This is a genomic window from Simiduia sp. (genome assembly GCF_058345725.1).
The window spans coordinates 19,468-43,092 of record NZ_JBTUOC010000006.1 but is presented as its reverse complement, the minus strand read 5'-3'; the positions used below and the strand labels follow the sequence as shown (position 1 = coordinate 43,092).

General features: G+C 55.2%; 22 protein-coding genes. 10 read left to right on the top strand and 12 right to left on the bottom strand.

The window, feature by feature from the left end; genetic code table 11:
- The 8 genes from ACW8F6_RS01745 to pilM all read right to left on the bottom strand — a co-directional run.
- Positions 1 to 987, bottom strand: a 987-nt coding sequence (locus tag ACW8F6_RS01745) for a GspE/PulE family protein (RefSeq protein WP_491574116.1), incomplete at its 3' end; no start/stop codon positions are given.
- Positions 988 to 1,002: 15 nt separating this feature from the next.
- Entirely contained in the window at positions 1,003 to 2,511 is a 1,509-nt protein-coding gene (locus ACW8F6_RS01740; RefSeq protein ID WP_491574115.1) for a tetratricopeptide repeat protein, read from the bottom strand.
- The gene (locus ACW8F6_RS01735; RefSeq protein WP_491574114.1) at positions 2,508 to 3,416 is read right to left on the bottom strand and encodes an ExeA family protein; all 909 of its coding nucleotides are present in this window, start codon (positions 3,414 to 3,416) and stop codon (positions 2,508 to 2,510) included. The genes ACW8F6_RS01740 and ACW8F6_RS01735 overlap by 4 nt, the downstream gene beginning before the upstream one ends.
- Positions 3,417 to 3,419: 3 nt before the next feature.
- A complete protein-coding gene (mshL, locus tag ACW8F6_RS01730; protein ID WP_491574113.1) occupies positions 3,420 to 5,126 on the bottom strand; it encodes a pilus (MSHA type) biogenesis protein MshL in 1,707 nt (568 codons plus the stop codon).
- Between the two features lie 15 nt (positions 5,127 to 5,141).
- Positions 5,142 to 5,492, bottom strand: coding sequence for a hypothetical protein (locus ACW8F6_RS01725; RefSeq protein WP_491574112.1), 351 nt, complete (start codon positions 5,490 to 5,492; stop codon positions 5,142 to 5,144).
- Positions 5,485 to 6,147, bottom strand: coding sequence for a hypothetical protein (locus tag ACW8F6_RS01720; protein WP_491574111.1), 663 nt, complete (start codon positions 6,145 to 6,147; stop codon positions 5,485 to 5,487). Before ACW8F6_RS01720 ends, ACW8F6_RS01725 begins: the two co-directional genes overlap by 8 nt.
- Positions 6,134 to 6,757 (bottom strand): PilN domain-containing protein, encoded by a 624-nt coding sequence (locus tag ACW8F6_RS01715; RefSeq protein WP_491574110.1) that lies wholly within the window; start codon positions 6,755 to 6,757, stop codon positions 6,134 to 6,136. The genes ACW8F6_RS01720 and ACW8F6_RS01715 overlap by 14 nt, the downstream gene beginning before the upstream one ends.
- The gene (gene pilM, locus ACW8F6_RS01710) at positions 6,754 to 7,683 is read right to left on the bottom strand and encodes a type IV pilus biogenesis protein PilM (RefSeq protein ID WP_491574109.1); all 930 of its coding nucleotides are present in this window, start codon (positions 7,681 to 7,683) and stop codon (positions 6,754 to 6,756) included. Before pilM ends, ACW8F6_RS01715 begins: the two co-directional genes overlap by 4 nt.
- Positions 7,684 to 7,978: 295 nt before the next feature.
- Here pilM and trmL point away from each other — a divergent pair, with 295 nt between their 5' ends.
- Genes trmL through fldB form a run of 3 tightly spaced genes read left to right on the top strand, consistent with a single transcriptional unit; the run spans position 7,979 to position 9,463 of the window.
- On the top strand, positions 7,979 to 8,443 hold the full coding sequence (gene trmL, locus ACW8F6_RS01705) for a tRNA (uridine(34)/cytosine(34)/5-carboxymethylaminomethyluridine(34)-2'-O)-methyltransferase TrmL (protein WP_491574108.1): 465 nt from the start codon (positions 7,979 to 7,981) through the stop codon (positions 8,441 to 8,443).
- Positions 8,444 to 8,486: 43 nt separating this feature from the next.
- Positions 8,487 to 8,945, top strand: coding sequence for a flavodoxin domain-containing protein (locus ACW8F6_RS01700; protein ID WP_491574107.1), 459 nt, complete (start codon positions 8,487 to 8,489; stop codon positions 8,943 to 8,945).
- Positions 8,942 to 9,463 carry a flavodoxin FldB gene (gene fldB / locus ACW8F6_RS01695; RefSeq protein WP_491574106.1) on the top strand — a complete coding sequence of 174 codons (522 nt, stop codon included), beginning with the start codon at positions 8,942 to 8,944 and terminating at the stop codon, positions 9,461 to 9,463. Before ACW8F6_RS01700 ends, fldB begins: the two co-directional genes overlap by 4 nt.
- A gap of 16 nt (positions 9,464 to 9,479) precedes the next feature.
- On the opposite strand, the gene ACW8F6_RS01690 is transcribed toward fldB, so the two are convergent.
- On the bottom strand, positions 9,480 to 9,878 hold the full coding sequence (locus tag ACW8F6_RS01690) for an MAPEG family protein (RefSeq protein WP_491574105.1): 399 nt from the start codon (positions 9,876 to 9,878) through the stop codon (positions 9,480 to 9,482).
- A gap of 150 nt (positions 9,879 to 10,028) precedes the next feature.
- Here ACW8F6_RS01690 and mnmC point away from each other — a divergent pair, with 150 nt between their 5' ends.
- Together mnmC and ACW8F6_RS01680 are read left to right on the top strand one after the other, a co-directional pair.
- Entirely contained in the window at positions 10,029 to 12,119 is a 2,091-nt protein-coding gene (gene mnmC / locus ACW8F6_RS01685; RefSeq protein ID WP_491574104.1) for a bifunctional tRNA (5-methylaminomethyl-2-thiouridine)(34)-methyltransferase MnmC2/FAD-dependent 5-carboxymethylaminomethyl-2-thiouridine(34) oxidoreductase MnmC1, read from the top strand.
- A gap of 23 nt (positions 12,120 to 12,142) precedes the next feature.
- Positions 12,143 to 12,457: a late competence development ComFB family protein gene (locus tag ACW8F6_RS01680; protein ID WP_491574103.1), complete on the top strand. Its 315-nt coding sequence runs from the start codon at positions 12,143 to 12,145 to the stop codon at positions 12,455 to 12,457.
- Between the two features lie 26 nt (positions 12,458 to 12,483).
- Here ACW8F6_RS01680 and ACW8F6_RS01675 read toward each other — a convergent pair whose 3' ends face one another.
- Positions 12,484 to 13,098: a DUF502 domain-containing protein gene (locus ACW8F6_RS01675; RefSeq protein ID WP_491574102.1), complete on the bottom strand. Its 615-nt coding sequence runs from the start codon at positions 13,096 to 13,098 to the stop codon at positions 12,484 to 12,486.
- A gap of 24 nt (positions 13,099 to 13,122) precedes the next feature.
- On the opposite strand from ACW8F6_RS01675, the gene ACW8F6_RS01670 reads away from it, so the two are divergent.
- Positions 13,123 to 13,911: a glutaminyl-peptide cyclotransferase gene (locus ACW8F6_RS01670; RefSeq protein WP_491574101.1), complete on the top strand. Its 789-nt coding sequence runs from the start codon at positions 13,123 to 13,125 to the stop codon at positions 13,909 to 13,911.
- Here the strand turns inward: ACW8F6_RS01670 and ACW8F6_RS01665 are convergent.
- On the bottom strand, positions 13,897 to 14,991 hold the full coding sequence (locus ACW8F6_RS01665; RefSeq protein WP_491574100.1) for a GGDEF domain-containing protein: 1,095 nt from the start codon (positions 14,989 to 14,991) through the stop codon (positions 13,897 to 13,899). The two genes, ACW8F6_RS01670 and ACW8F6_RS01665, sit on opposite strands and share 15 nt — an antisense overlap.
- Before the next feature lie 110 nt (positions 14,992 to 15,101).
- Between ACW8F6_RS01665 and trhP the strand changes: the two genes are divergently transcribed.
- Both trhP and ACW8F6_RS01655 read left to right on the top strand, forming a co-directional pair.
- Positions 15,102 to 16,412 (top strand): prephenate-dependent tRNA uridine(34) hydroxylase TrhP, encoded by a 1,311-nt coding sequence (trhP, locus tag ACW8F6_RS01660; protein WP_491574099.1) that lies wholly within the window; start codon positions 15,102 to 15,104, stop codon positions 16,410 to 16,412.
- 502 nt (positions 16,413 to 16,914) lie between these two features.
- Entirely contained in the window at positions 16,915 to 20,538 is a 3,624-nt protein-coding gene (locus tag ACW8F6_RS01655; RefSeq protein WP_491574098.1) for a hypothetical protein, read from the top strand.
- Between the two features lie 127 nt (positions 20,539 to 20,665).
- Here the strand turns inward: ACW8F6_RS01655 and ACW8F6_RS01650 are convergent, their stop codons facing one another.
- Positions 20,666 to 22,288 (bottom strand): phytoene desaturase family protein, encoded by a 1,623-nt coding sequence (locus ACW8F6_RS01650; protein ID WP_491574097.1) that lies wholly within the window; start codon positions 22,286 to 22,288, stop codon positions 20,666 to 20,668.
- A 106-nt stretch (positions 22,289 to 22,394) separates the two neighbouring features.
- Between ACW8F6_RS01650 and ACW8F6_RS01645 the strand changes: the two genes are divergently transcribed.
- A complete protein-coding gene (locus ACW8F6_RS01645) occupies positions 22,395 to 22,934 on the top strand; it encodes a PadR family transcriptional regulator (protein WP_491574096.1) in 540 nt (179 codons plus the stop codon).
- Positions 22,921 to 23,625 carry a Sir2 family NAD+-dependent deacetylase gene (cobB, locus tag ACW8F6_RS01640; protein ID WP_491574095.1) on the top strand — a complete coding sequence of 235 codons (705 nt, stop codon included), beginning with the start codon at positions 22,921 to 22,923 and terminating at the stop codon, positions 23,623 to 23,625. Before ACW8F6_RS01645 ends, cobB begins: the two co-directional genes overlap by 14 nt.

Here is a 23,625-nt window from a genome sequence, read left to right as displayed (position 1 = left end):
CTTGCCGCTACCAGTGGGCCCTGTCACCAGAATCAAACCATTGGGGCGCTTAATGAGCCCTCGAAAAGTAGTCAGTAACGCCGGCGGCATACCCACGTCGTCGAGTGAGCGCACGCCGTCTGAGTGATCGATCAATCGCATCACCACCGATTCACCAAATTGCACTGGCATGGTCGATAAACGCACGTCGATACTGCGCCGCTTCACCTTCAGATTAAAACGACCGTCCTGGGGCAGACGCTTTTCTGAAATATTCAACCCAGACATTAGTTTCAAACGTACCACCAGGGCCGCCGCAATACGCCGCTCGTTCATCACCTGCTCGGTCAAAACGCCGTCGATGCGCAACCGAATCCTTAGCACAGTTTCATCTGGCTCTATGTGAATATCCGATGCCTTGGCATTAATGGCATCCTCAAAGATATGTAGCAACAACTTGACCACTGGCGCCTCTTCCTGACCAGCATCAGTTACCACATCGGCCAAGTCGATGGCGGTTTCTTCAAGTTCGGTATCCAGCTCCTCGGCGAGGCTGGCGATTTGATCTTGATGACTGTAGGCAATGTCGAGTACGTCCAGCAGCTCTGCCTCGCGCACCACTGCTGGGTGCAGGGGCTTCTTCAGAATGCGCTGCAATTCGTCCAGCGAAAAGATATCGGTTGGGTCTGCCATACCCAGTAAAATGCCATTGGCGTCTTCTTTTAGTGGCATTACCCGAAAACGGCGGGCCTGGGTTTCTGGCAAGGTTTGAATCAGGGCTTTGTCGAAGCGAAATTGTTTAAGCTCAATAAACGGAATCTTAAGCTGTGTGGACAACAACGTCAGCATGGCGTTTTCATCCACATAACCGAGCTCCACTAGCGTACGGCCGAGCTTGCGCCCAGAGAGCTTTTGCTCGCGCAAGGCCTGCTCTAATTGGGCATCGGTAATCATGCCCTTGGCCACCAGCAAATCGCCTATGCGAACTCGTTGCCTTCCTTCAGTCACGATAACTCCCCACCCTTAGCCACGCCCTAGTTCACGTACACGCTGCAAAACGTACTCTCTAGCTGCGTCATTTGAAGACAGTGTTTGCGCTGCCCGCTGGAAGGCCTGCAGCGCGCGCGCATCACCCTGTGCATCCAGTGCCACGGCATAGCCCAGCCAGTAGCTGCCGAGTTCCGGATTAAGTGCCAGCAGTTTTTCGTAGGCCTGCGCCGCATCCCGATAACGTGCCGCCTTGTAATAGAGACCCGCGAGCAAACCATAGTAGCTGCCGTCTTCTTCATATTCGGGCAGTTGGCGCTCTAACACATTGATGGCCTCATCCACCTTACCCTGCTGCAGCAACTCGCTACTGTGCATGCGAGCCAAGCGATAGCCAGCCACCGCACCGCGCAATGTGATCCGGAGATTCACGGCGTCACTTAGGTGGCCCGCATTCACATAGGCTTGGTGCAGAAGTTCAACCAACTCGCCGTCTGTGGAGGCTTGCGGCAACTCACTGGTCAGCACGGTAATGGCATCTTGAGGGCGACCTTGATGGATCGCTTGACGCGCCAATTGCAAAAGCTGAACACGCCGCGCGCTATCGGATTGCACCACGCCAGGGGATTGCACCGGAGCTGCTGCCGTCGGCGCGGGCGCGTTGCTGGGCGCTGTGAATGAAACCGGTGTATCTGTGTCGATAATCTGGTGACCAGTCTCCGGTGCCAGTGCCTGCGCCTGTAGCAACATATCTTGCGCGCCACGCTGATCACCCCGCGCCAACAGGCGGCGATAGAACTCTCGATAGCGCTCGGCAACGCGCAATAAGCCGGCCTTGGCCACGGGATTTTGCGCATCCAGTGCCAACATTTCTCGGTAGTAATACACTGCGCTATCGCTCAATGGCGTGGTAAGACGGTCTTTTGCCAGCGCTGCTTCAGCTTTCTGATGCAATAACGCCAGTTGCAAACGCCGCAATTCGCGCGCCTGGGTGTCCGGGTCATCGCGACCACCCCCTTGATTCGAAGCATTATTGGCGCGAGCAAGGTGGGCGCGGCCCGCCGCTGGAGCTTGACCAAATGGTCCTGCATGGGCCGCCTGCTGTGGCGTATCCACAACAGTGGCGATGCCATGTCCTCGATGTTCATCTGGCGGGTCTATTGGATCCCCGCCCGGCACTTGCGCCGTGCGCAACACGGGTTGCGGCCGCAAGGCAGGTGAAGCTATCTCGCCAGCCAAAGGAACCGCTGCCGGCAAATCTGTGCGGGTTGATAAATCGACGGGATCATTCCCGGTAACCCCTGTGGTCGCGGCGGCCACGGCAACATCCGCTGCTGACGACACTTCGTTGAGCCACCACTGGTGCCCGCCAAACCCCACAATAAATGCGAGCACGCCAGCCACCAGTAACATCGACTTACCCGACGAATGGGTCGTCAGCGCCACCGGTTGCGCCACAAAACCAGGTACAGGGTCAGGAAGATCGTCCACCAGCCGCTGCGCATTTAGTCCTGCAGCTTGTGCCGTCGCTTGTTCCTGAGTCACAACACGGCCCCCAGCATGGCAGAGGCCGCCACGCCGCTCGCCCCACCGATGATTGGCCACAGCCAATGTCCGCCCAGTGCCAGGGCTCGACCAAATACCGTAGACTCTGGCGTACTTTGTAGTGCCGCGGCCACCTGCCTTCGCCCGACGCTCGACTCACCTTCGTTAAAAGCGGCAATCATCGCCTTATGGGCAAGCAAATTAACCAGCCGAGGTATGCCTCCGGAGCCCCAATAAATCATCAATAGCGCCAGGGGTGAAAACAACGGATCGGCGCGCCCGGCAGAATTCAGCCGAAAATCAACATATTCTGCAACGCCTCGCCGGCTCAAGGGCGTCAACGCGGCGGTAAAAACAATGCGCTGGGTGAGCTGCCGCAAATCGGTACGCGCCAAGGTGGTATCCAATTCCGGCTGTCCAATCAATACCACCTGTAACAGCTTGCGCTTATCGGTTTCAAGGTTCGTCAGTAGACGCAGCGCTTCCAAGGTGTCTCGGGGCATGGCCTGCGCTTCATCAATGATTAATACCACCTGCTTGCCCTGTTTCACCAAGGCAAGCAATCGGCGATAGATAGCCCCCATTAGTTGATATGCTGGCATTTCCACGTGAAATTCGGCGTTAATCTCCGAAGCGACAAAGCCCTTTAGTTCGTTTGGTGTCAGATAAGAATTAGGGATGTAGACCACCTGATAGTTCTCACCCAAAAGCGACAATAACTTGCGGCACAGGAGCGTTTTTCCCGTGCCCACCTCGCCCACTATCTTGATAAAACCTTCGTTGTTCTGAATAGCGCCCAGCATGGTATTGAGCGCGTGCCGGTGACTGAGCTTATTGAAAAAGAACTGTGTGTCCGGTGTCAGCGAAAACGGTTTTTCGTTAAGACCAAAAAAGTCGGTATACACCGGTCACTCCTTGCCGAATATATCGCGGTAGGTTTTACCAAGCGCTTTCACGCGTCGATTACTCGCCTCGATATCCTGCTGGTAGGTATTGGCATCCACGACAGTGGGCCGCAACAGGATAACCAGCTCCGTCTTCACTTTTTGATAATCGCGCTTGTTGAAAAACGCGCGCACACCAGGTACGTCACCTAGCAGCGGTGTTTTGCCGTTAACCTCTTGCAGCACTTCCTGCATCAAACCACCCAGCACCACCACCTGCCCGCTCTCCGCGCGCACAATACTGTCAGTTTCACGTATATCGCGCACAGCCAGCGGTAGCGAGAATTTTTCATCACCTATCGTGAGATTTTTCTCCTGGTCTTTCACATTACTGACCACCGGATGAATGTGCAGCACTATCTCGCCGGTGGCGGCGATTTGCGGCGTTACATCCAAGGCAATACCACTAAAGAAACTCGCCAACTCGATATTTGGCGTACTGGTAGTGGACGACGCATTGGAGGTCGTATTATTTGACAACCCCGTCACAAAAAATTCATCAGATCCCACGCGAATGACCGCTTTCTGATTGTTTACCGTGGAAATTCTCGGACTACTAAGCACTTGCACATTACCCTGTTCTTCCAAGAGATCCAGCAGTTGAGAAATATCGTTTACTTTGAGCAGGGAGGAAAAGAGCTCGCCAGTTTCCGCCGCCAGGGTAATATTATTGGGCGACTCAAATTCTGATACATTGCGCGCCAGCATCAATTGGCCACTGATGGCATTCCAGTTTATACCCGCATCAAACTGGTCGCGCAATTTCACTTCCAGAATTTTTGCTTCAATCACCACCTGTCGCTTGACGGTCATCTCCGAGCGCTCAAGAAATTCGCGCACGGCAAACAGTTCACCCGGCAGCGCCTTCACAACCACCATGCCTGCCTGCGGCGATATCATTACGCGCCGCTGGTCGGACTCGCCGCCTATAATCGCCACAAGCGTTTCACGCAGAGAAGCCCAAAAATCGGTTTTAGACAGGGTTTGAACCTGCGAACCCGCAGAAATAGAACCTCCGCCCTGGCCAGCCTCGGCGCCACCAAACATACCCAGCAAATTGGGGTTGGTCGACCCCGACTGACCACCCGTTGAACGATTGCCACCGCTGCTGTTGCTATTGCTGCTATTGCCCGAGTCCAAACGCCCCACCGGCACCGACGTATCTGAGATACCCACTCGGCGAATATCCAGGTAATTGATGGGAAACATTTCCGTGCGGTATTCAAGCGGATAAATTGTGTAGATACCGTTGCGTTCCTTGAACTCGTAGCCGTAAATGTCTCGCGCCACCTCCAGCACTTGTTGAACCGTGACATTTTTAAGGTTAAGCGACAACTTTCCTGCCACGCCTGGATGCACCACCACATTGGTTTCGGTGCCGTCTATGAGCCCCATAAAGAATGCCCTGGCCTCGACGTCGTTTACGGACACATCAAATCGGGGAACAACAGCATTCGGAACTGCGCGGCGATTGAGCAAACTGTCGCTGACACTTTCGGGCACCTGTGGTGCGGCTTTTTGCGGTGTGCTAGCAGTTACCTCCGCCATTTCCTTTTCGATGGAGAAATGGTCTTCCCGAGACGCAGAGGTACATGCGGTTAAAACCACTGCCGACAACAGCAAGCACTGTCGGTACAGGGTTCTAAATGTTACTGCTGAGTATGCGTTCATTTTCACCATGACGTCCTATTGCCCGCTGCGCGCGCGCTTTATCGTTTTATGCAATTGCAAAGTCTTGCGCCCCTCTGGCGTGTGCAATACCACGCTACTCGGGTTAATCTCCAGCACTTTGGCCTGACCCACCTGATCGTTCACCCCCACCAGCTGCCCGTTGATTATCGCCCTTGTTCGCTGCTCGGAAATAAAGACCGAGTTCAGGTGATAGCTGACGGCTGCGCGAGTACTGGCTTGAAAATTCAGCGGCTGCGTGGGGTCGGCCAGGGGCTGCTCAGCCGCCTGCATCGGCGCACCAAAGCCCGCAACCAGCATCGCAATCACGCGCAAAAACCTTACACGGATGTTGCGGGAACTAAACACCCAAATTTCCTCGCTCTGTAGATAAGGTATAGACTTCTAACTCTGTAACGGCATTGGGATAGCGCTGTACTTCGTAGTGCAGATTCGCCCAATAAAAACGCCACGGCAAGTTTTCGAGGGCCGTCAGGTAGCGTGCAATCGCAAAATAGTTACCTTCTAACTTCACCCGCACACTGTGCTTAAACACGCCGGTGACAAGATCCGCATTGTTTTCAACATTGGCGTCCTGAAGCGCCAATTGTTTAATGGGTAGCGTCTCCAGCGTCAACAACTTGAGTGATTTAGACTGCACAAGAACGCCTTCCACCACCTTGGCCAACTCCTGAGCAGGAATTAGCCCCACACTTAATCCCGATAACTGGTTGTCTATGCGCTGAATATCGAGCTTGGTTTGCGCCAGCTGGCGACGCAGCTCTGCATCGGGATCGATGCCCTGTTTAGCCCGCAGCTCAGTCAACTGTTGCGTTTGCGCCTGCAAATCCTGCTCTAATTGACTCAACTGGGAGTGGAGCTGTCGCTGGCTTGCGTCCTGCAGACTGCCCAGTGAAATACTCCAAAGGCCGTAAATAAGTACCACGGCCACCAGCAACACTAAGCCTCGCTCGCGACTGTTGAGCTGCTCAAATTTTGCGCGGTATTGATTAACGCTGTCCATTGGCGCCTCCGGCAGTTTGCACTTGCTCGCCATGTTGCAGCGCAAATGTCACCCGACCACTGCTCTGTCGCTCCAACACTAGACGCCCGAAAACCGCCCGTTCGAAGGCGGGCTCGTACTGCAGGCGCTGAATATATTGTGGTACTGCCTCGGCGGATAAGGCCTCACCCTGAAGGTCGACCGCTTGGCCGCCGCGCTGCAGTGCAAAAGATTGCAGCGCCAATTGAGGTTGATGCTGGCGCGCCAACGCATACAGCTGGCCGGCAAAACCATCACTATTACCCACGTCTTGCTGATTGATCAGCACATAGATACGTTCGCGTCGAGCCAACTCCGCCCGCAGCTCATCCAGTTCGCGCTGCACTTGCGCCGCCTGGCTGCGCGGCAACACCGCCAACACTTGCGCAATCGCTGCCTGCCCCTGATCCATGGCCGCTTGCTTGGCCTCGATCTCGCGCTTTAGGCTGCCCGTCTCAAAGGTTGCCAGTGTGCTCATGATCGCCAATGCCAAGATCACCACAACGCACACACCCAGGAGGCGATTAAACGTTAACAGCTCCTGGCTGGGCTGCAGTTCGGGAAGATATAAATTTACCTGCTGCCAACTCATGCCGCAGACTCCTGTCGCAAGCTGGCACCAATAACAGAGGCGCAATGCTGCAGCACTGCTTCGTCGAATTGTTCGTCGGGCGCCACCAATGCGCCAATCGACAGCACGCTGAACTCCACGCCAAAAAATGCTTGACGCAATTCATCGGTAATTTTGTCGGCCGTGACATGCTCGCCGTACAAACAGATTTGCGCCGGGGGCACTTGCCCCAACTGGCGCTCGTAATAATCGAAGGATCGTTGCAGCTCCAAAATAAGTGCGTCTACCGGCAAGTCGTCTAGCAATCCGGCCTGGTAATTCAGGGCAAAGCTGCGCGACAGGTACAAACAGTCCTCTTTGACCAACGTCATGGCACCCTGCCCCTGGTTTAAATGCACCAGCGCAACCCCGCGCGGGCCCGGTGCAGCCGCTTGCGCTAGATTTCTGGCGGCCATTTCATCGATGTCGATGCTACTGAGTGTTAATTTGGCGTCGGTAATGGCGGCAATCGCATTCACCACAAAGCTGCGATTTGCCACCACGGCGTACACCAAGTTTTGTTCGGCGCGACCGCAATCATCCGGTAGCGGCATCACATCGATGACCGTCTCCTCCAGGGGCTGGCTGATTAGATCTTTCACCTTCCATTTAATGGCCTCGCGCAATTCCTCGGCTGGCACTTTGGGCGCATCCATCATAAATAACTGGTAGTGCTCGGGCTCCAACACCAGATTGCACGCCACACCGGCCAGCCCCAGGGTTTTGACCCTTTCGGTCAATAGTTGCGTGCGCGCAGGCCAAGTGTCGTCCGTATCCAGATTTTCACACAAGCGCAGCTGCGGTTGTTCGCCCTCGCGAACACAATGGGCAAAGTTAAGTTGGCCAGGGCGGAACTGAAGCCCGGCTAATCCTGGCGGTAGCTTCCGAGACCACAACGATTTAAGCACTCAGTGTTTCCTCAAATGGTACCCTGCTATGGGCGGATTGCGGCTACCGTTGGCCATATGGTGCGCGCATTAACCACCTTAAAGTGACCCCCTATGGGCGGGGCCTCACGGGTTGCACAATTGCGGGATTAAATCGCTCGGCTAATTTTTTATGAATGAGAATTGGCCGCAATTGCCGTAGAATAGCCCCAAACTGTTATAACTGTAGTTATATCAATAACTTCCCGCAAGTATGTTAGGCGAATACTTAACTGGTGCTCGCACGCACCCTTCCGCCTTGGAACGACACGTAGCCATGTTGAATATTGTCCTTTTCGAACCCGAAATTCCGCCCAATACCGGTAACATCATCCGCCTGTGTGCCAATATGGGCGCACAACTACACCTCGTAGACCCTCTAGGGTTCGAGCTGGAGGATAAAAAGCTTCGGCGCGCAGGCCTGGATTACAGCGAATGGGCAGCGGTGCAGCGCCACCCGAATTGGGCCAGCTGCCGCGCCCGGGCAAACCCAGCGCGGCTGTTTGCTCTCACCACCAAAGGCACTATAGCCCCCGCTGAGGCCTCCTTTCAAGCGGGCGACTGGCTGGTGTTTGGGCCCGAGTCACGGGGCCTGCCGGCTGACATTCGGGAGGAATTTGCACCCGACAATCTATTGCGTATCCCCATGGTTGCCAACTCCCGCAGTCTCAATTTATCGAATGCCGTCGCCATCGTCGCTTACGAAGCCTGGCGCCAATTGGGTTTTACCGGGGCGCGTTAAGCACTAAAATGCCGCCCTTATTTATCGACGAGCAGAACAATCAATGGCAAACGTGATTCTTTTTGTAGGCACAGTGATGGGCACCGCCGAAGGCGTTGCACAGGCGCTGGCACGTAAACTGGAAACCGCAGGGCACAACGCGCGCGTGGAGAACTGCCCCAGAGCTAAGGACCTGCTGGATAACAAAGACGCCCTGTGGCTGTTTTGTACCTCCAATACCGGCGCCGGCGATCTGCCCGACAACATCCAAGGACTTTACGCGCAATTAACCCAGGAATATCCGGCCATTGCCGGCCAGCATTATCGCATGGTGATTCTGGGCGACAGCTGCTACCCCACCTTTGCCGAGGCCGGCCACCGCTTGGATGCTGCCTTGGCCGACATCGGTGCCGTGCGCGACGGCGAGCCATTGATAATCGACGCTATGACCGGCGAAGACCCACAGGCGCTAGCACTGAGTTGGTTGGACACATGGCTGGAAAGCTGGGCAGACGCGCAATGAGCCACGCACCTATCGGCCTGTTCTACGGCAGCTCCACCTGCTACACGGAAATGACCGCCGAAAAAATCCTGCGCCACCTGGGCCCCGAAAGGGTGGACTGCCACAACATTGCTGATCACCCCATTGCCCTGGCGAATAATTACGATTATTTAATTCTGGGCATACCCACCTGGGACTACGGCGAACTGCAAGAAGACTGGGAAAATATTTGGCCAGAGTTGGATAGCGTGGATGTGGCGGGTAAGTCCATAGCCCTGTTTGGTCAAGGCGATCAGATCGGCTACCCCGAGTGGTTTTTAGACGCTATGGGATACCTGCACGACAAGCTCGTTGCCGCCGGCGCACACCCTGCCGGTTATTGGCCAGTAGCCGGCTATACCTTTGAAGGGTCAAAGGCGCTAACAGACGATCAACAGTGGTTTGTCGGCCTGGCGCTCGACGATGAAAACCAGTTTGAGCTGAGCGACACACGTATCGCCGAGTGGTGCGATGGGTTGATCGAGACGTGGCAGCTCTAGGTTAAATAGGATCGCCTTAAGGCAGCAGCAAACGCCACAAAATTAACACCGAGGTCCCCAGCATCATCAGCCAGTTGATCAGAATACCCAATTGGCGGGGTTTGGAGGGGCCGGCGCTGTGGCCAAGGCCCCACACGTGCAACAGGCGCCCCACAAATAAACTGCAGCCAAAAGTATGAATCAGCCAAGATGCGCCGCCCGTAAGCTCCAAGGCCACTAACAGCAGCAGTGAAATAGGAACATATTCTGTGGCATTGCCGTGCACGCGCACTACCCGCTCCAGTTCGGGATGGCCGCCTGCCCCCACGCCCACCCGGTGCTTCAACCGGCTGCGCACAACCTGAATGGCGAGCACCAGAATTAACAAACCGCACAGTGCGATGTACAGGGGCGAAACAATCAAGGGGTAAGTCATAATGGGTCCAAAGATCACTCAGTTATTGTTAACGGCGCCTTGCACGGCGACCTTATGGTGTCAGAATCTAACCTATTGGACGAAAAATTACAGCCTTTCCCCACATTGAAAATGACATACTGATCACCCCGTCAAGGAAAACTCCGATCCGTGCACACACCCGACGCCTCCGACGCCGACAAAGATATCACCGCGCACACTGAAACCGCCAACCAAAGCAACTTGCAGTGGCAAGCGGGCCTGCCCTATTCCGCGCGTTTTGACGATGTCTACTTTTCCAAAGCCGACGGTTTGGCAGAAACCCGCTATGTGTTTTTACAGCACAACCATTTAGACGAGCGCTGGCGGGCACTGGCAAACGCAGACCACTTCACTGTGGCAGAAACAGGTTTCGGCACCGGCCTGAATTTTTTAGCGGCGATGGAATTGTGGCTAACCACAGCCCCAGCCACGGCTACATTGCACTACCTCAGTGTCGAAAAGTACCCGCTGAATAAAGCCGAACTGCAACAGGCACTCTCCCTTTGGCCCGCGCTCGAAGCCCATGCCCAGTCGTTATTGGCCGTCTACCCAGAACATCTGGAACATGAAATATATGCGCTTTCGCTGGCCGGTGGTCGCATCCGTCTGACCCTGATTATCGACGATGCCACCCGCGGCCTCGGCCACTGCTTACACCACCAGCACCCAGATTTTATTGCTCCGCGCTGTCAGGTTGACGCCTGGTTTTTAGATGGCTTTGCGCCGGCCAAAAATCCCGCCATGTGGACGCCCGCGCTCTTTACCTGCATGGCGAAGCTGTCGCACTCGGGCACCACACTGGCCACCTTTACCAGCGCCGGCCTGGTGCGCCGTGGCCTTAACGCCGCCGGCTTTGCCACCCAAAAAGCCCCCGGCTTTGGGCGCAAGCGCGAAATGCTCACTGCCAGCTTTACGGGCCGGCCCGAATCCAAAGCAGACGTCGCCCCACCCACACACGGGCGCCCCAGCACGCCCTGGCAGCTCACCCACTGCCGCCCCGCCGGCAAACACGCACTGGTCATTGGCGCCGGTATTGCCGGCTGTCATTCCGCCCGCGCACTGGCGGCGCGCGGTTGGCAGGTCACCGTGGTCGACGCCGGCAGCGGCCCCGCCACGGCCGCCTCGGGCAATGCGCAGGGCGTGGTATACGCCAAGCTCTCGCCCAAGCGCCACCCGCAGGGGCGCTTCAATTTGGCCGCGCTCAATTACGCCCAACAGGCCTACCAGGCATTTTGGGCGCAACACCCTGAACAGGGCGCGGCTTGCGGCGTGCTGCAATTAAGCGCAGGCGCAAGTGACGACGCTCATCAACAAGCCGCCAGCACGCCGCTACCCGGCACTCAGGCCCGCTGGGTTTCTGCCGAAGAGGCCAGCGCCCTGGCCGGGCTGCCGGTGGCCAACGGCGGCTTGTTTTTACCGCAGGCAGGTTGGTTAAATCCACCCGCACTGTGCACTTGGTTGCTCGATCACCCAGGCATCCACTGCCACTTTCACTGGCGCGCCACGCAACTAGTGCCGCTGCCAGCGGATCGCTGGCGCCTGGTCTCAGACCAGGCCGCAACCCTAGACGCCGATTTACTGGTGGTGGCTTGCGCCTATCAGGCCGCGCAGTTCGAGCAGCTGAGCCACCTGCCCTTAAAAAGCATTCGCGGCCAGGTGACACAGGTGCCGAGCCGTGCGCCGCTCCGCGATTTGCGCTGCGTGATTACCCGCGAGGGTTACCTGGCGCCGGCCTATCAAGGGCAACACAGCCTGGGCGCCACCTTCACACTCAAGAACACCCACCCGGCGGTGACCGATGCCGACCATCGCGAAAACCTGCAGCAGCTAGAAGGTCTGTTGCCCGACCTGCCAACAGCAAGCCTGCAGCCAACCGACGGCAAGGTAGGGTTTCGCTGCACAACCCCCGATTACCTGCCCATTGTCGGCCCGCTTGCCGATGCCGAAGCCATGACCCAGGTGTACGCGCCGCTCGCGCGCAATGCCCGCGCCGCCGTGCCGCGCGCACCCCACTACTGGCCTAACCTGCTGGTTAATCTGGCCCACGGCTCGCGCGGCCTGGCCTACACGCCCCTGTGCGCCGAATACCTGGCCGCGCTGGCCGACAACACGCCACCGCCACTGCACCCGGAACTCATCAAAGCATTGCATCCGGCCCGCTTTCTGCTGCGCGACATAGCCCGAGGCAAGCGCCGGCCGCCAAGGTCTTCTACACTTTAGGGGTTTACCACGAGGACACACCTATGCTGCTACACGCTGGCCGACGCCGGGAACAACTGCCCGTCGGCGTAGACTCCATCCACAATTTTTACGAACCCCTGGTACTGGACGAAATCGCCAAGCGCAGCGAGCGCGCGCTCGAAGATGCAGACTTTATGGCCGACGTTGCCTGTGTGGCGCTAAACCATTTGCCGCCCCGCTACATCCGGCACGATGTAGATATGAGCTTTTTCCTGTCGCCCCAAGAGCAAGAGGAAATGCAAAAGAAGGTGCGCAAGGCGGTGAAGGAGGCCATTAAATACGTCACGCTGCGCGAAAGTGAAAATGAAAACCTTTAACTAAACACGCTTTAATCTGAGCGCCGCTAATTGACTGCCGGTTTTAGCGCCTGCGAGCCAGCACCACAAGCGATGATGGTGCGCATGGCCGCCTCCACGGAAATGTGCGGCAAACATTCAACACACTCTGCTGGCAAGTGATAGACCACGCCCGAGGTGGGTATGGGTGCCGTGGGCATGAATACCGTAAAGTCGCCGTTGTCGTGTCTGGCCGTTACAATGACGGTCACGGTTATCGGCACCTGGGCGCCGTAAATGCGCGCCAAGGCCACCTCGCCAGACAGCAGCGAGCTGCTAGAGCCGCCCCCCAAAAACTGGCCCACCACATCGCTGATGGTTTTATAGCCCGGCGCCACGCGCTTGAGCACCCGTTCCAACTGCCGGTGAATCCAGGCACCCACGCTGGTTTTCACCAGCAAACCGATTAAACAAAAACTCAGCAACATACCCATGATCACGGTCACATCGGCCACAGTGGCCGACACCCCGGCGTAGGGAGCCAGCCAGGCGCTGACCGGCGCCAAAAAATTGCTGAGCAGCTGGTAAAACCACAGCGCCACCAGCAGTAAAATACACAGGGGCAAAACCACGGCCAGGCCGCCTAGCAGGGTTAGCCAAATAAATGATTTAATGCGACTCAACGACACTCTCCCAGGAAAAATTGCGTGCCTAATGTACTGGCAATCGTGTTGCTTGTCATGGCAAGTCTTGTGCAAGCCGCGCCCGTGCCCCTTGCTTACGAATTACTAGACAGCCGGCCTCACCCCAACCTGGCTTTTACCCAGGGACTAATCATCAGCGGCGATGAGTTCATTGAATCCAGCGGCGGCTACGGTAAATCGTTTATTCAGCGCTACCCCATCAGCCCAGAAAGCAGCCTTGCTCCCACGTTAACGCATTTGCCCCGCAAGGATTTTGCCGAGGGTTTGGCATTGGCGAACCAGCAGCTGTGGCTGCTTACCTGGCGCCAGGGCATCGCTAAACGTTTAGCGCCCGAAGACTTTTCCCTGCAGGCGCTGGCCCAGTACGAGGGCGAAGGCTGGGGCCTCACCTGGGCTAAGCAGGCGTTCATTATGAGCGACGGCAGCCACACCCTTACCTGGCGCGACAGCCACTTTGCCCCGCTAAAAAGCCTGCCCGTGACCTTGGCCGGCAAGCCGCTCAATCGCCTGAACGAGCTGGAATTCGCGCGCGGGCTGATTTGGGCCAACATTTGGTTCGACAACCGCATGATGGCCATTCACCCCAATTCGGGCGCGGTGGTTGCCTTGGTTGACTTGAGCGACCTGGTGGCCGCAGAAAGCCGGTTGCACTGGGCCGGCCTGCCGCAGGAGGCCACCTTAAACGGCATCGCCTATCACTCGCCGTCAGACACCTTTTGGGTAACCGGTAAAAAATGGCGCAAGCTCTACCGCATCAAGTTACCCAACACCGACAGCTTATTGAACAATTAACGGCTGCCAGCGCACGCCGTTGCGGCCGGCCTTTTTGACCAGGTACATGGCCGCATCGGCCTGGCGCAACAGGGCATCGGCCAGGGCCTCTAGGGGAATTTTGTGCTTGCGCGGCTCCCAGCTGCAGACCCCGATAGACGCCGTCAACGGCACCGGCTGGCCGGCGGTGGTTTCCACGGTCATGGCGGCGATAGCCTTGCCCACCCGCTGGGCCGTTTCCATCGCCTGATCGGCATCGCACACGGGCAATAACACCACGAATTCCTCGCCGCCAAAGCGCGCCAGGACATCGGTTTTGCGCAGCTCCACTTGCAGCACTTGCGCCACTTCGCGCAAACACATATCGCCCACCGCGTGGCCAAAGTTATCGTTAATTTTTTTGAAGTGATCCAAATCCACAAAAAAACAGCTCAGCGGCTGGTGGTTGCGCTCGGCGCGCGCCAGTTCCAGGTGTAAATCCTGCTCAAAGGCAACGCGATTGCCCACCTGGGTCAGCGGGTCTTGGCGGCCCTCGCGCCTGAGCTGTTCGCGGGCCACACAGTGCTCAATGCAAAGCGCCAAAATGGCGCCCAGGTGCTGCAGAAAGTCGGCGGCTTTGTCGGGGGTAAAGCGGTCGGCCTGCTCGCTGGCCAGGTGCAGGCTGCCCTGTAGGCGCCCCTGTGCCCTCAGGGGCAAGAGCGCGCAACTAGCGACAGCGCTGGCGCCGGGAAAGAGCCGCCCCTGCGCCAGCGCATCCAGCTCGCCCAGAACCGGCTGCTGGCGCTGGCCGTAGAGCTGCTCGAAGAAGTCCTCCCGGTGCCGCAATTGCACCCTGGGAACCCAATGCTTTAAATCCAGCGCCTCAAACAACTGTTCCAGCACATAGTCTTTATCGAACAACACCAGGCTGATGGCCTGTAATTTAAAGTGTGCCGGCGCCTGGTGGATAAGTACTTCAAACAGCTCGGGCAGGGAGGCAGCCTCCAATAGCTGAAATTCAAAGGCCTGAAACCGCTGGGCAATGCGTTGATTTTCGTCGATCCGGGTGACTAATCGGTCGATTATGCCCTGTAGTCGTTGATTTTCCGCTGCTAAGTCCAAGCTGTTACCACCTGTTAATTACCTCGCTATGAATATCGGCCAAAGCACTGCCCCCTCAAGGGTATTCAGATAGAATAGCGCCCAATTGGTATTTACGTATGAGTTACCCCATGACAGAACTGCTTTCCCCCGCCGGCACCCTCAAAAGCATGCGCTTCGCCTTCGCCTACGGCGCCGATGCCGTCTACGCCGGCCAGCCCCGCTACAGCCTGCGGGTGCGCAATAACGAGTTCAACAAGCTGGAAAATCTGGCCGCCGCCGTAGAAGAGGCCCACGGTCTGGGCAAGCAGTTCTACCTGGCCAGCAATATCGCGCCCCACAACGACAAGGTGAAAACCTACCTGCGCGACCTGGAGCCGGTGATCGAGATGAAGCCCGACGCGCTGATCATGTCGGACCCGGGCCTGATTATGCTGGTCAAAGACAAGTGGCCCGAGCAGCAGGTGCACCTGTCGGTACAGGCCAACGCCGTCAACTGGGCCTCGGTGAAGTTCTGGGGCAAACAGGGTATTTCGCGGGTGATTTTATCGCGCGAGCTGTCGCTCGATGAAATCGAAGAAATTCGCAACCAGGTGCCGGACATGGAGCTGGAGGTGTTCGTGCACGGCGCCCTGTGTATCGCCTATTCCGGCCGTTGCCTGCTGTCGGGCTACATGACCCACCGCGACCCCAACCAGGGCGCCTGCACCAACTCCTGCCGCTGGGAATACAACGCCCACGAGGCCAAGGAAAACGAGCTGGGTGATTTGATTGCCGTGGATAAGCCGCAACTGTTCGATCCCAACGACGAAGTACAACCGGTGCTGTTGCAGGAAAAGAGCCGCCCCGGCGAATACATGCCCGCCTACGAAGACGAGCACGGCACCTACATCATGAACTCCAAAGACCTGCGCGCCGTGCAGCACGTGGAGCGCCTGGTAAAGATGGGTATTCACTCACTGAAGATCGAAGGCCGCACCAAAAGCCACTACTACGTGGCCCGCACCGCCCAGGTCTACCGCCGCGCCATAGACGAGGCCATCGCCGGCAAGCCCTTCGACATGAACCTAATGCAAGAGCTGGATCACCTAGCCAACCGCGGCTACACCGAGGGCTTCTACCGCCGCCACGTACCCAGCGAATACCAAAACTACACCCAGGGCAACTCCGCCAACGTGCACCAGCAATTTGTGGGCGAAGCGCTGGAGGTCAAAGACAACTGGCTAACGCTCGATGTGAAGAATCGTTTCGAGCAAGGCGATCAGGTGGAATTGATTACGCCAGCCGGCAACCAACGCTTTCACCTAACCGCCATCGAGAACAAAAAAGGCCACGCCATAGACGCCGCCCCAGGCAGCGGGCATCAAGTGCGCATTCAATTACCGGACGGTGTGCAGCTGGGCGAGAAAGCGGATTACGCGATGTTGATGCGGTATATGTGATGACTTTCCGAAGCCAGTTAATCGCTCACAAGCGAAACAGTTTGGTATAAGATTTGGGATAATCACTCACATCACATAGCGTGCGCCGTCAGGTTGATGCCCCCTTGATTAGGATCAAACGCGAACGGCGCCCTCTAACTGCGGTAGTAGGGCTGCCCCAACCCCCACAACTTGCCATTTTTGTAGACATTAGTCGCCCCAACATTGGTGCGGAAAGACATCCACCGACTCGACAATATCTTTGAGTTTTAACTTACCAAGGCAGAGGCTTTAAATGGCGCGCTTGTGCGTACCTGAAGATGTAGCAAACGTATACTTATAAATACCACCCATACACCTGCCCGGCATGCCCTGAGAGTCAGTACAACCCGAGAAATTTGACTAGACAAAAGCATTAAGCCCGGGCAAAGTATCGCGCGAAGAAGTACTAGGCAAATAACCCATGAAATTTGGGTTTAGTAACACAAGAAACTAATGGATTGGTCTTTCAAGGACGAACATTATGAATCACCTCTTTCGGCGTACTGCCGCACTTTTACACAGCATTCTATTCATTGTTACCTTAGCCGCATGTGGCGGAGGGGGTGGCAGTTCTTCAAGTGCTACTCCTGTTACACCTACCCCTACACCTACACCTACTCCCAGCGCGAAAGAGCTGGTGAAACAAGCACCTGAAAACAAAAGCGCATCCGAACTGAAGACAAATTTTCAGAGCTATGCCGAAAGTCTTTATACCGGCACTCGCGATGATGCACCTGTTACTGGCGAGAGTGTACAAACTGCAGCAATGATCGTGGTTGGGCCACTAATGGAGTTGCCCTTCCCGCCATCGGAAGCCTTTTTATTTCCATTTAGTGAAGACGGCTTCTCCACCAATGTCACCAAGGACATTAACTGCTTTTCAAGCGGCAGTGTTCGCCTTACGGGCACACTCAGCACACAGGGTCTTGGCAATCTGGAGGTGAGATTTAATAACTGCGCACATTACTATAGTGAGATGCTGTACAACGGCCGAGCAATTATCACTATTAACTCCGAAGACTTAAGCTCGGGGATCATTTATTTTGATGAAACACGACTCAATTTGGCAGACCATCAAACTGTTGCGACAGGCTTCTACGAGTTCGAGAACGACGATTTAACCGGCTACTCAAGTAATTACAGCGTTTATATTGAAGAAAGCGAGACTAAGGAGTCCTTTCTGCTTAAGGCACAGAGGAGCTTCAAAGACTACGAGGTAGATATCGATGCTGAGGTATACATCTCTACCCACGGTAAACTCCGTTTCGATGTAATCGAAGCATTAGACAGCTTTTATTATGTGGACTCAGGTGAATTCACAATATCAGGGAAAAATGGCGACACCGCCAAATTCGAGTTTATCGGTTCAACTCAATACTATGGTAGTGACTACCTATCTTTCACCATCGACACCAATGCAGATGGGGAATACGATATTGGTGCCTATTTTGACGACATACAGGAATTCTTTGCGGCCGACATGACTGCCAGCCTACTCGTCGCGATTGACGAAATGGGTTTTGCGCCAATGGTTAGCAAGCCATATCTCAACACCTATTCACCCAAAACGATTGATACGATTACCATCACTGCCGGTTATGTCTACGACAATGACACCCCCACAGAGGACCTTACCATCACCTTTGAATGGTATGTTAATGATGTCTTGGTTGAAGGAGTGACGGGCACCACACTTCCAGCCTACACAGCCAAAGCTGGCGATGAAGTAAAAGTTATTATGACTGCTAGTGACGGGAAGCGCGCCACTCGCTCAGACCCGCTCACCTTCAAAATACACGACACTCCGGCGACACTTGATATTCAAGGGGCCCCTTCCGCAGCAAACGCCGGCGAAATCGTCACTTTCACAGCCTTAATGTTCGACCCCGATTTAAGCCCGCAGGAAAGTCCAGCCGATCTGATCAGCGCGCCATCCGGTGCATCGATTGACTCGTCAGGCGTTGTTACATGGAAAGCCAGCAATAGCGCCTTGTTTAACATCTCTACCGTATATTTTACTTTTGAAGGGGCAGCTGAAGGGGAAACGCAACAAGTTGCAATATCTGTGTACGCCGATGACATGCCCAGCCCAGTTGTGCGATCAGGCGTGGAAGTACCCAGCTTTAACGGTGGAATAATCCCCGGAAAGTTTACCCAAACTGAAGACACAGAACTCCTGATTACCGATGGTCGCAATCGCCTATTTACAATCAAAGTGGATACTGGCAACTACTTGCAGACTTGGATGTACCCCTACGCCATGCCAACTCTTGGCGATATTGTCGGAATCCATACCTCCCCTTCGGTAGATGAGCAAACAGATGAAATCTATGTCGTTACGCAAAAAGGCATTAATCACATTGCCAGCGTAAATTCTTTAGCCCGAACGCTCTGGCAGACGGAAGGTTATGTACGCAGCGCGCAATTCATAGACCTCAATGCTGACAATCAATTGGAAGTGGCACTAATTTTATCCACCTCAAGCTATTCCAGTTCAGATGCCAAACTGGTTGTTATCTCTTTGGGAGAATCGCCCATAGAACTATTTTCCAAGTCTCTTTCTGGCACATACACTTACTCGCTAGCCTTTGGCAATGTAGATAACGACTCAGCCTATGAACTCATAGTTAATACCGGACTTGTGTACGACACCAGCACCTGGGAAAACCAGTGGTTCAGAGGATCAGCCTTTGGCGACAACTACATATTGGCTGCCGATCTCGATAATGACGGCGTAGATGAAATCGTTGGTGGCGGAAATTGGAACCAAACGCACGTGTACTCCTATCTCTCCAAATCGCTGCTGTATTCAACGACCAGCAACAATACCTGTGTGATCAAGGCAGCCAATGTGGACGCTGACGCCGCAATGGAGCTGTTGAGTGGTGACTGCCAATGGGGCAGCATGAAGGCATTCGACTGGGATGGTTCGGGGCTAATAGAAAAGTGGACCATCGGCCTTCAAGGACACGGCTCAAAGGGCGTTGCCGTTGCCAATCTGGATGATGACGATTCTCTGGAGATTGTCTGGGGCACAGGTCAATCTTCCACTGGCAAAGACTCTCTGATTCTAGCCGAACTAAATGACACGCCGACGGTAGAAATCTCTGAAGATGACACGCGACAATTGGACGCCTTCTTTGGCACTGGGTGGACGGTATCAGAGGGTGACACTGAACATGCAGTATTCAGTGTCAGTTCCACCAACTCGGGCTACGATGGCCAAACTCTCACGCTGCTAGATAGCAGTGGAACCTTTGTCGCCAAACCCTTAAATCACGACAACTGGGAAGGTGGACGCTATGGAATAGTCACCGACTACAACCAGGATGGCTTAGGCGATATTTTCATAGCCTCCGCGCAAACCTATGATGGCATTTTCTCAGCGCTGCAACTGAACGACCTCAGTATCCACTGGGAAATTCAAGGTGACTACTACAACAACATAAATGAGGTTGACGCCTTCGATCATGATAGCGACGGTATTCAGGAAGCTATCTACGTTGACAGCAAAACCATCAATATTATGGATATCGACAATGAAATACTGATTGATAGCCTTGACCATACGGACTATGTGCTGGATTTCGCTGTGATTGCTACTAGCTCAACCACCTCATTGCTAGCGTCCTCAACTTATGGTCAGCTTGAGCTTTGGGAAGGCGATAGAGGTAACTATACGAGTATTGCAATAGCAACGGAGTATGAATGCGATATCTTAGAGTTTTTGGATGTCATGGGTGATAGCTCCCCAGAAATCCTATGCATCAATCAAAGCTACAGCAACAGCAGTCTTTTCGTACTGACGTGGGATGGCATTGCACTCAGCGAGGCGCATAAACACCAGCTCAATTACACCATCACAGATGCGGTACCGGTTGCAACAGACAGGTCTGTCTTATTGGCGATTGAGGAGGTAGATATTCACTACACGCCGTACTCTCGCATCCTTAACCTCTCGCCCACTACCGGCCTGACAACCTGGGCGAGCGAACGATTATTGGGACGAATTGAGCACCGTAGCATGCACTTTAGACCTAATATTGGCGACGACAAAGACCGCCTCATGTTCGGTACCACAAAAGCTATGTACATAGTCCATTAGGATGTAATTAGTCGATTAGGATGTATGTAGTGCTCTTGGTTGACTGCATACATCGATTAAAAGGCCCCTAGAAACTAAGGGCCTTTTTATTTTTCCAACTCACTCATAAATAATTTATCCACCTAAGCTAGCTCTTCAACAACCCCATCACCTTATACCCGCGCCACCCCATCATCCGCGCCGCCGCCATAACGCCACCCATCAGTGCGCCACCGACACCGGCGGTGACTACATCGGCACCTGTTAAATACAGGCCTTTAATTGGGGTTTCTGTATGCAGCTGCGGTTGCTCAAAACGTTTGGGAGTGTGATCTAAGCCGTATATTTCGCCCACGTCGTTCCACTGAAACCATTGCGTGGACAAGGGGGTGGATAGCTCGTAAAAATCCAACGCCTCGCGCAATTGCGGCCGGTGCTTGTAGAGCACGTCAAGCAGGCGTTCGGCGATCTGTTTTTTTAGCGCGTCGTAGTCGTCGCCGCGCTTGCTCCACTGGCTGCCAAGCCAGGGTTCGAATTGTTTCAGGCTGCCGATGGTAACAATTTCAACAGTGCTTTTATCGGGGTAGTGTTGCGACCACTGGGGGTCTTTGCTGGACGGAAACGAAATGTACACCAGCGGAAATGCCGAATTGGGATCTTGCCGGTGACTGTGCACATTTAGATCGTGGTTAGCGTCTGGGTACACCCAGAGGTTAGTGCTGTCTAAGCCCAGGCGCTCGGCGTCGCCTTTAAAACCCGCGTAGACACACAAGTGCGCCGACGACAGTGGCACCGCCAAGGAGTCTAACTGAAATGCCGGCTGCACGGCTTCGGGCAAAAGCCGCTTCACCGTGGGCACATAGCCCACATTGCTGACCACTTGCGGCGCGCGGATTTCATCGCCATTTTGCAGGCGCACGCCCACGGCGCGATGGTTTTCAATCAGAATTTGTTCAACCCCTGCATAGGTGAACACCTCGCCGCCTGCGCGCCGTATGACAGGGATTATGGCATCGGCAATTTTCCAGCTGCCGCCCACCGGGTAGGCGGCGCCAGCTAAATAGTGTTTGGCTACCATGGCATGCATAAGGAAGCTGGATTCCGAGGGCGGCAACCCGTAGTCACCCCACTGCCCGGTTAATACGGCAATCAGTTTTTGATTAGTCGTTAATGTACCGAGCACCTGTGCCGTGGTTTGAAAGGCGCAGTCGGGCAATAACCACTTGCGCAGCGGCCGATACAGATTCGCACACCATTTCGGCATCGCCTGAGCTGCAAAAAAACGCGGCACCTTAGCACTAACCTCTTGTAGCAGCGCTATATAGGCATCGATAGCGGCGCCCTCCTCCGGAAAGCGCGCCTTCAGATCATCCACAAAGTTGACGCGACCCGCTCTGAAGTCAAAGGCTTCATCGCCCAGGATAATGCGGTCGTAACAAGCAGCCATTGGCTCCCAGCGGATACCGTGATCACTGATCACATCAAAGATCCGGCGCAACACCGACCAAGACTTATGCACCTCGCCGATGTAGTGCACACCTACATCCCATTCGTAGCCCGCATTTTCATAGCTATGGGTATAACCGCCAGCGGTATAGTGCTGCTCCAATACGCACACTTTCTTGCCCAGCTTGGCCAACAGTGCAGCCGTGCAAAGGCCACCAATACCAGAGCCCACCACCACGACATCGTAATTGTTGGCAGCGCGTCCGGAGCGATAGCGACGCCCCGTGCGAACGGTGCGTTTTGGCAACTTGGTTTGCGCATTCATAGGCTTCTCCGGAGAACTAGGCAGTTATATATGCAACTTTTTGCATAAGATAGCGCCAGACCAATCAATATGCAAGAATTTGCATAACTACGGAGATCACCACCCCATGTCACTCAAACACAGCCTGCTGGTATTGCTGGCCGATAACCCCGCCTCTGGCTACGACCTCAGCCAGCAATTTAAGGGCTCGGTGGGGTTTTTCTGGAATGCCAGCCACCAACAGGTGTACAAAGAACTCAAAACCATGACCGATGCGGGCTGGCTGGCCTGCGATACCGCGCCGCAAGCCGATCGCCCCGACAAAAAAATCTACCGCGTTACCCCCGAAGGCCAACAGGCACTGAAGGAGTGGCTGGTACAACCCGCCAAGCTGCACAAATACAAAGACGCCTTTCTGATTAAGCTCTACGGCGGCAGACACCTGCCCCGGGCCGACCTGTTAGCAGAGCTAGACCGCCACATGGGCCTGCATGCGAAAAGCCTGGCGCAGCTGAAGGCCATTGAGTCCAATTATCACAGTCTGAGCAATACCCAGCAGGCGCGCCTTAAATTGCCCTACCTCACACTAAAACTGGGCATCAGTAATGAAGAAAACTGGCTAAACTGGGCGCGAGAAACACGGGAGAGTTTGTGTGAAGACACCTAAAGTAGTGGTGCTAACGGGCGCCGGGATTTCGGCCGAGTCGGGCCTGAAAACCTTTCGCGATAACGATGGGCTGTGGGAAAACCACCGCGTGGAGGAGGTGGCCACGCCCGAGGCCTTTGCCACCAATCCGGAATTGGTGTATCGCTTTTACAATTTGCGGCGCGCATCGCTGTTGGAGACCGAGCCCAATGCCGCCCACGTGGCATTGATGGAACTGGAGCATCACTTGGGGCGCAATTTTTTGCTGGTCACGCAGAATGTCGACAACCTGCACGAGCGCGCGGGCAGCCGGCAGTTGCTGCACATGCATGGCGAACTCACCAAGGCGCGCTGTACCCGCTGCAACGCCGTGCACAAATGGCACCAATCACTAGACGCCAGCGACAGCTGCCCAAGTTGCTACAGCCTAGGTAGCTTGCGGCCGCACATTGTGTGGTTTGGGGAAATGCCCCTGTATCTGGAAGAAATAGACCAGGCGCTGGCGGCCTGCGATCTGTTCGTGGCAATTGGCACCTCGGGCAATGTCTACCCGGCGGCGGGTTTCTATCAGCAGGCGAAAGCCTACGGCGCCCGAACCCTGGAAATAAATTTGGTGCCATCGGACAATGCCGCCGGCTTTGACGAGGGGCTCTACGGGTCCGCAAGCCAGCGGGTGGTGGAATTTGTGCGCCGCTTTAAAAATAATTGCTAA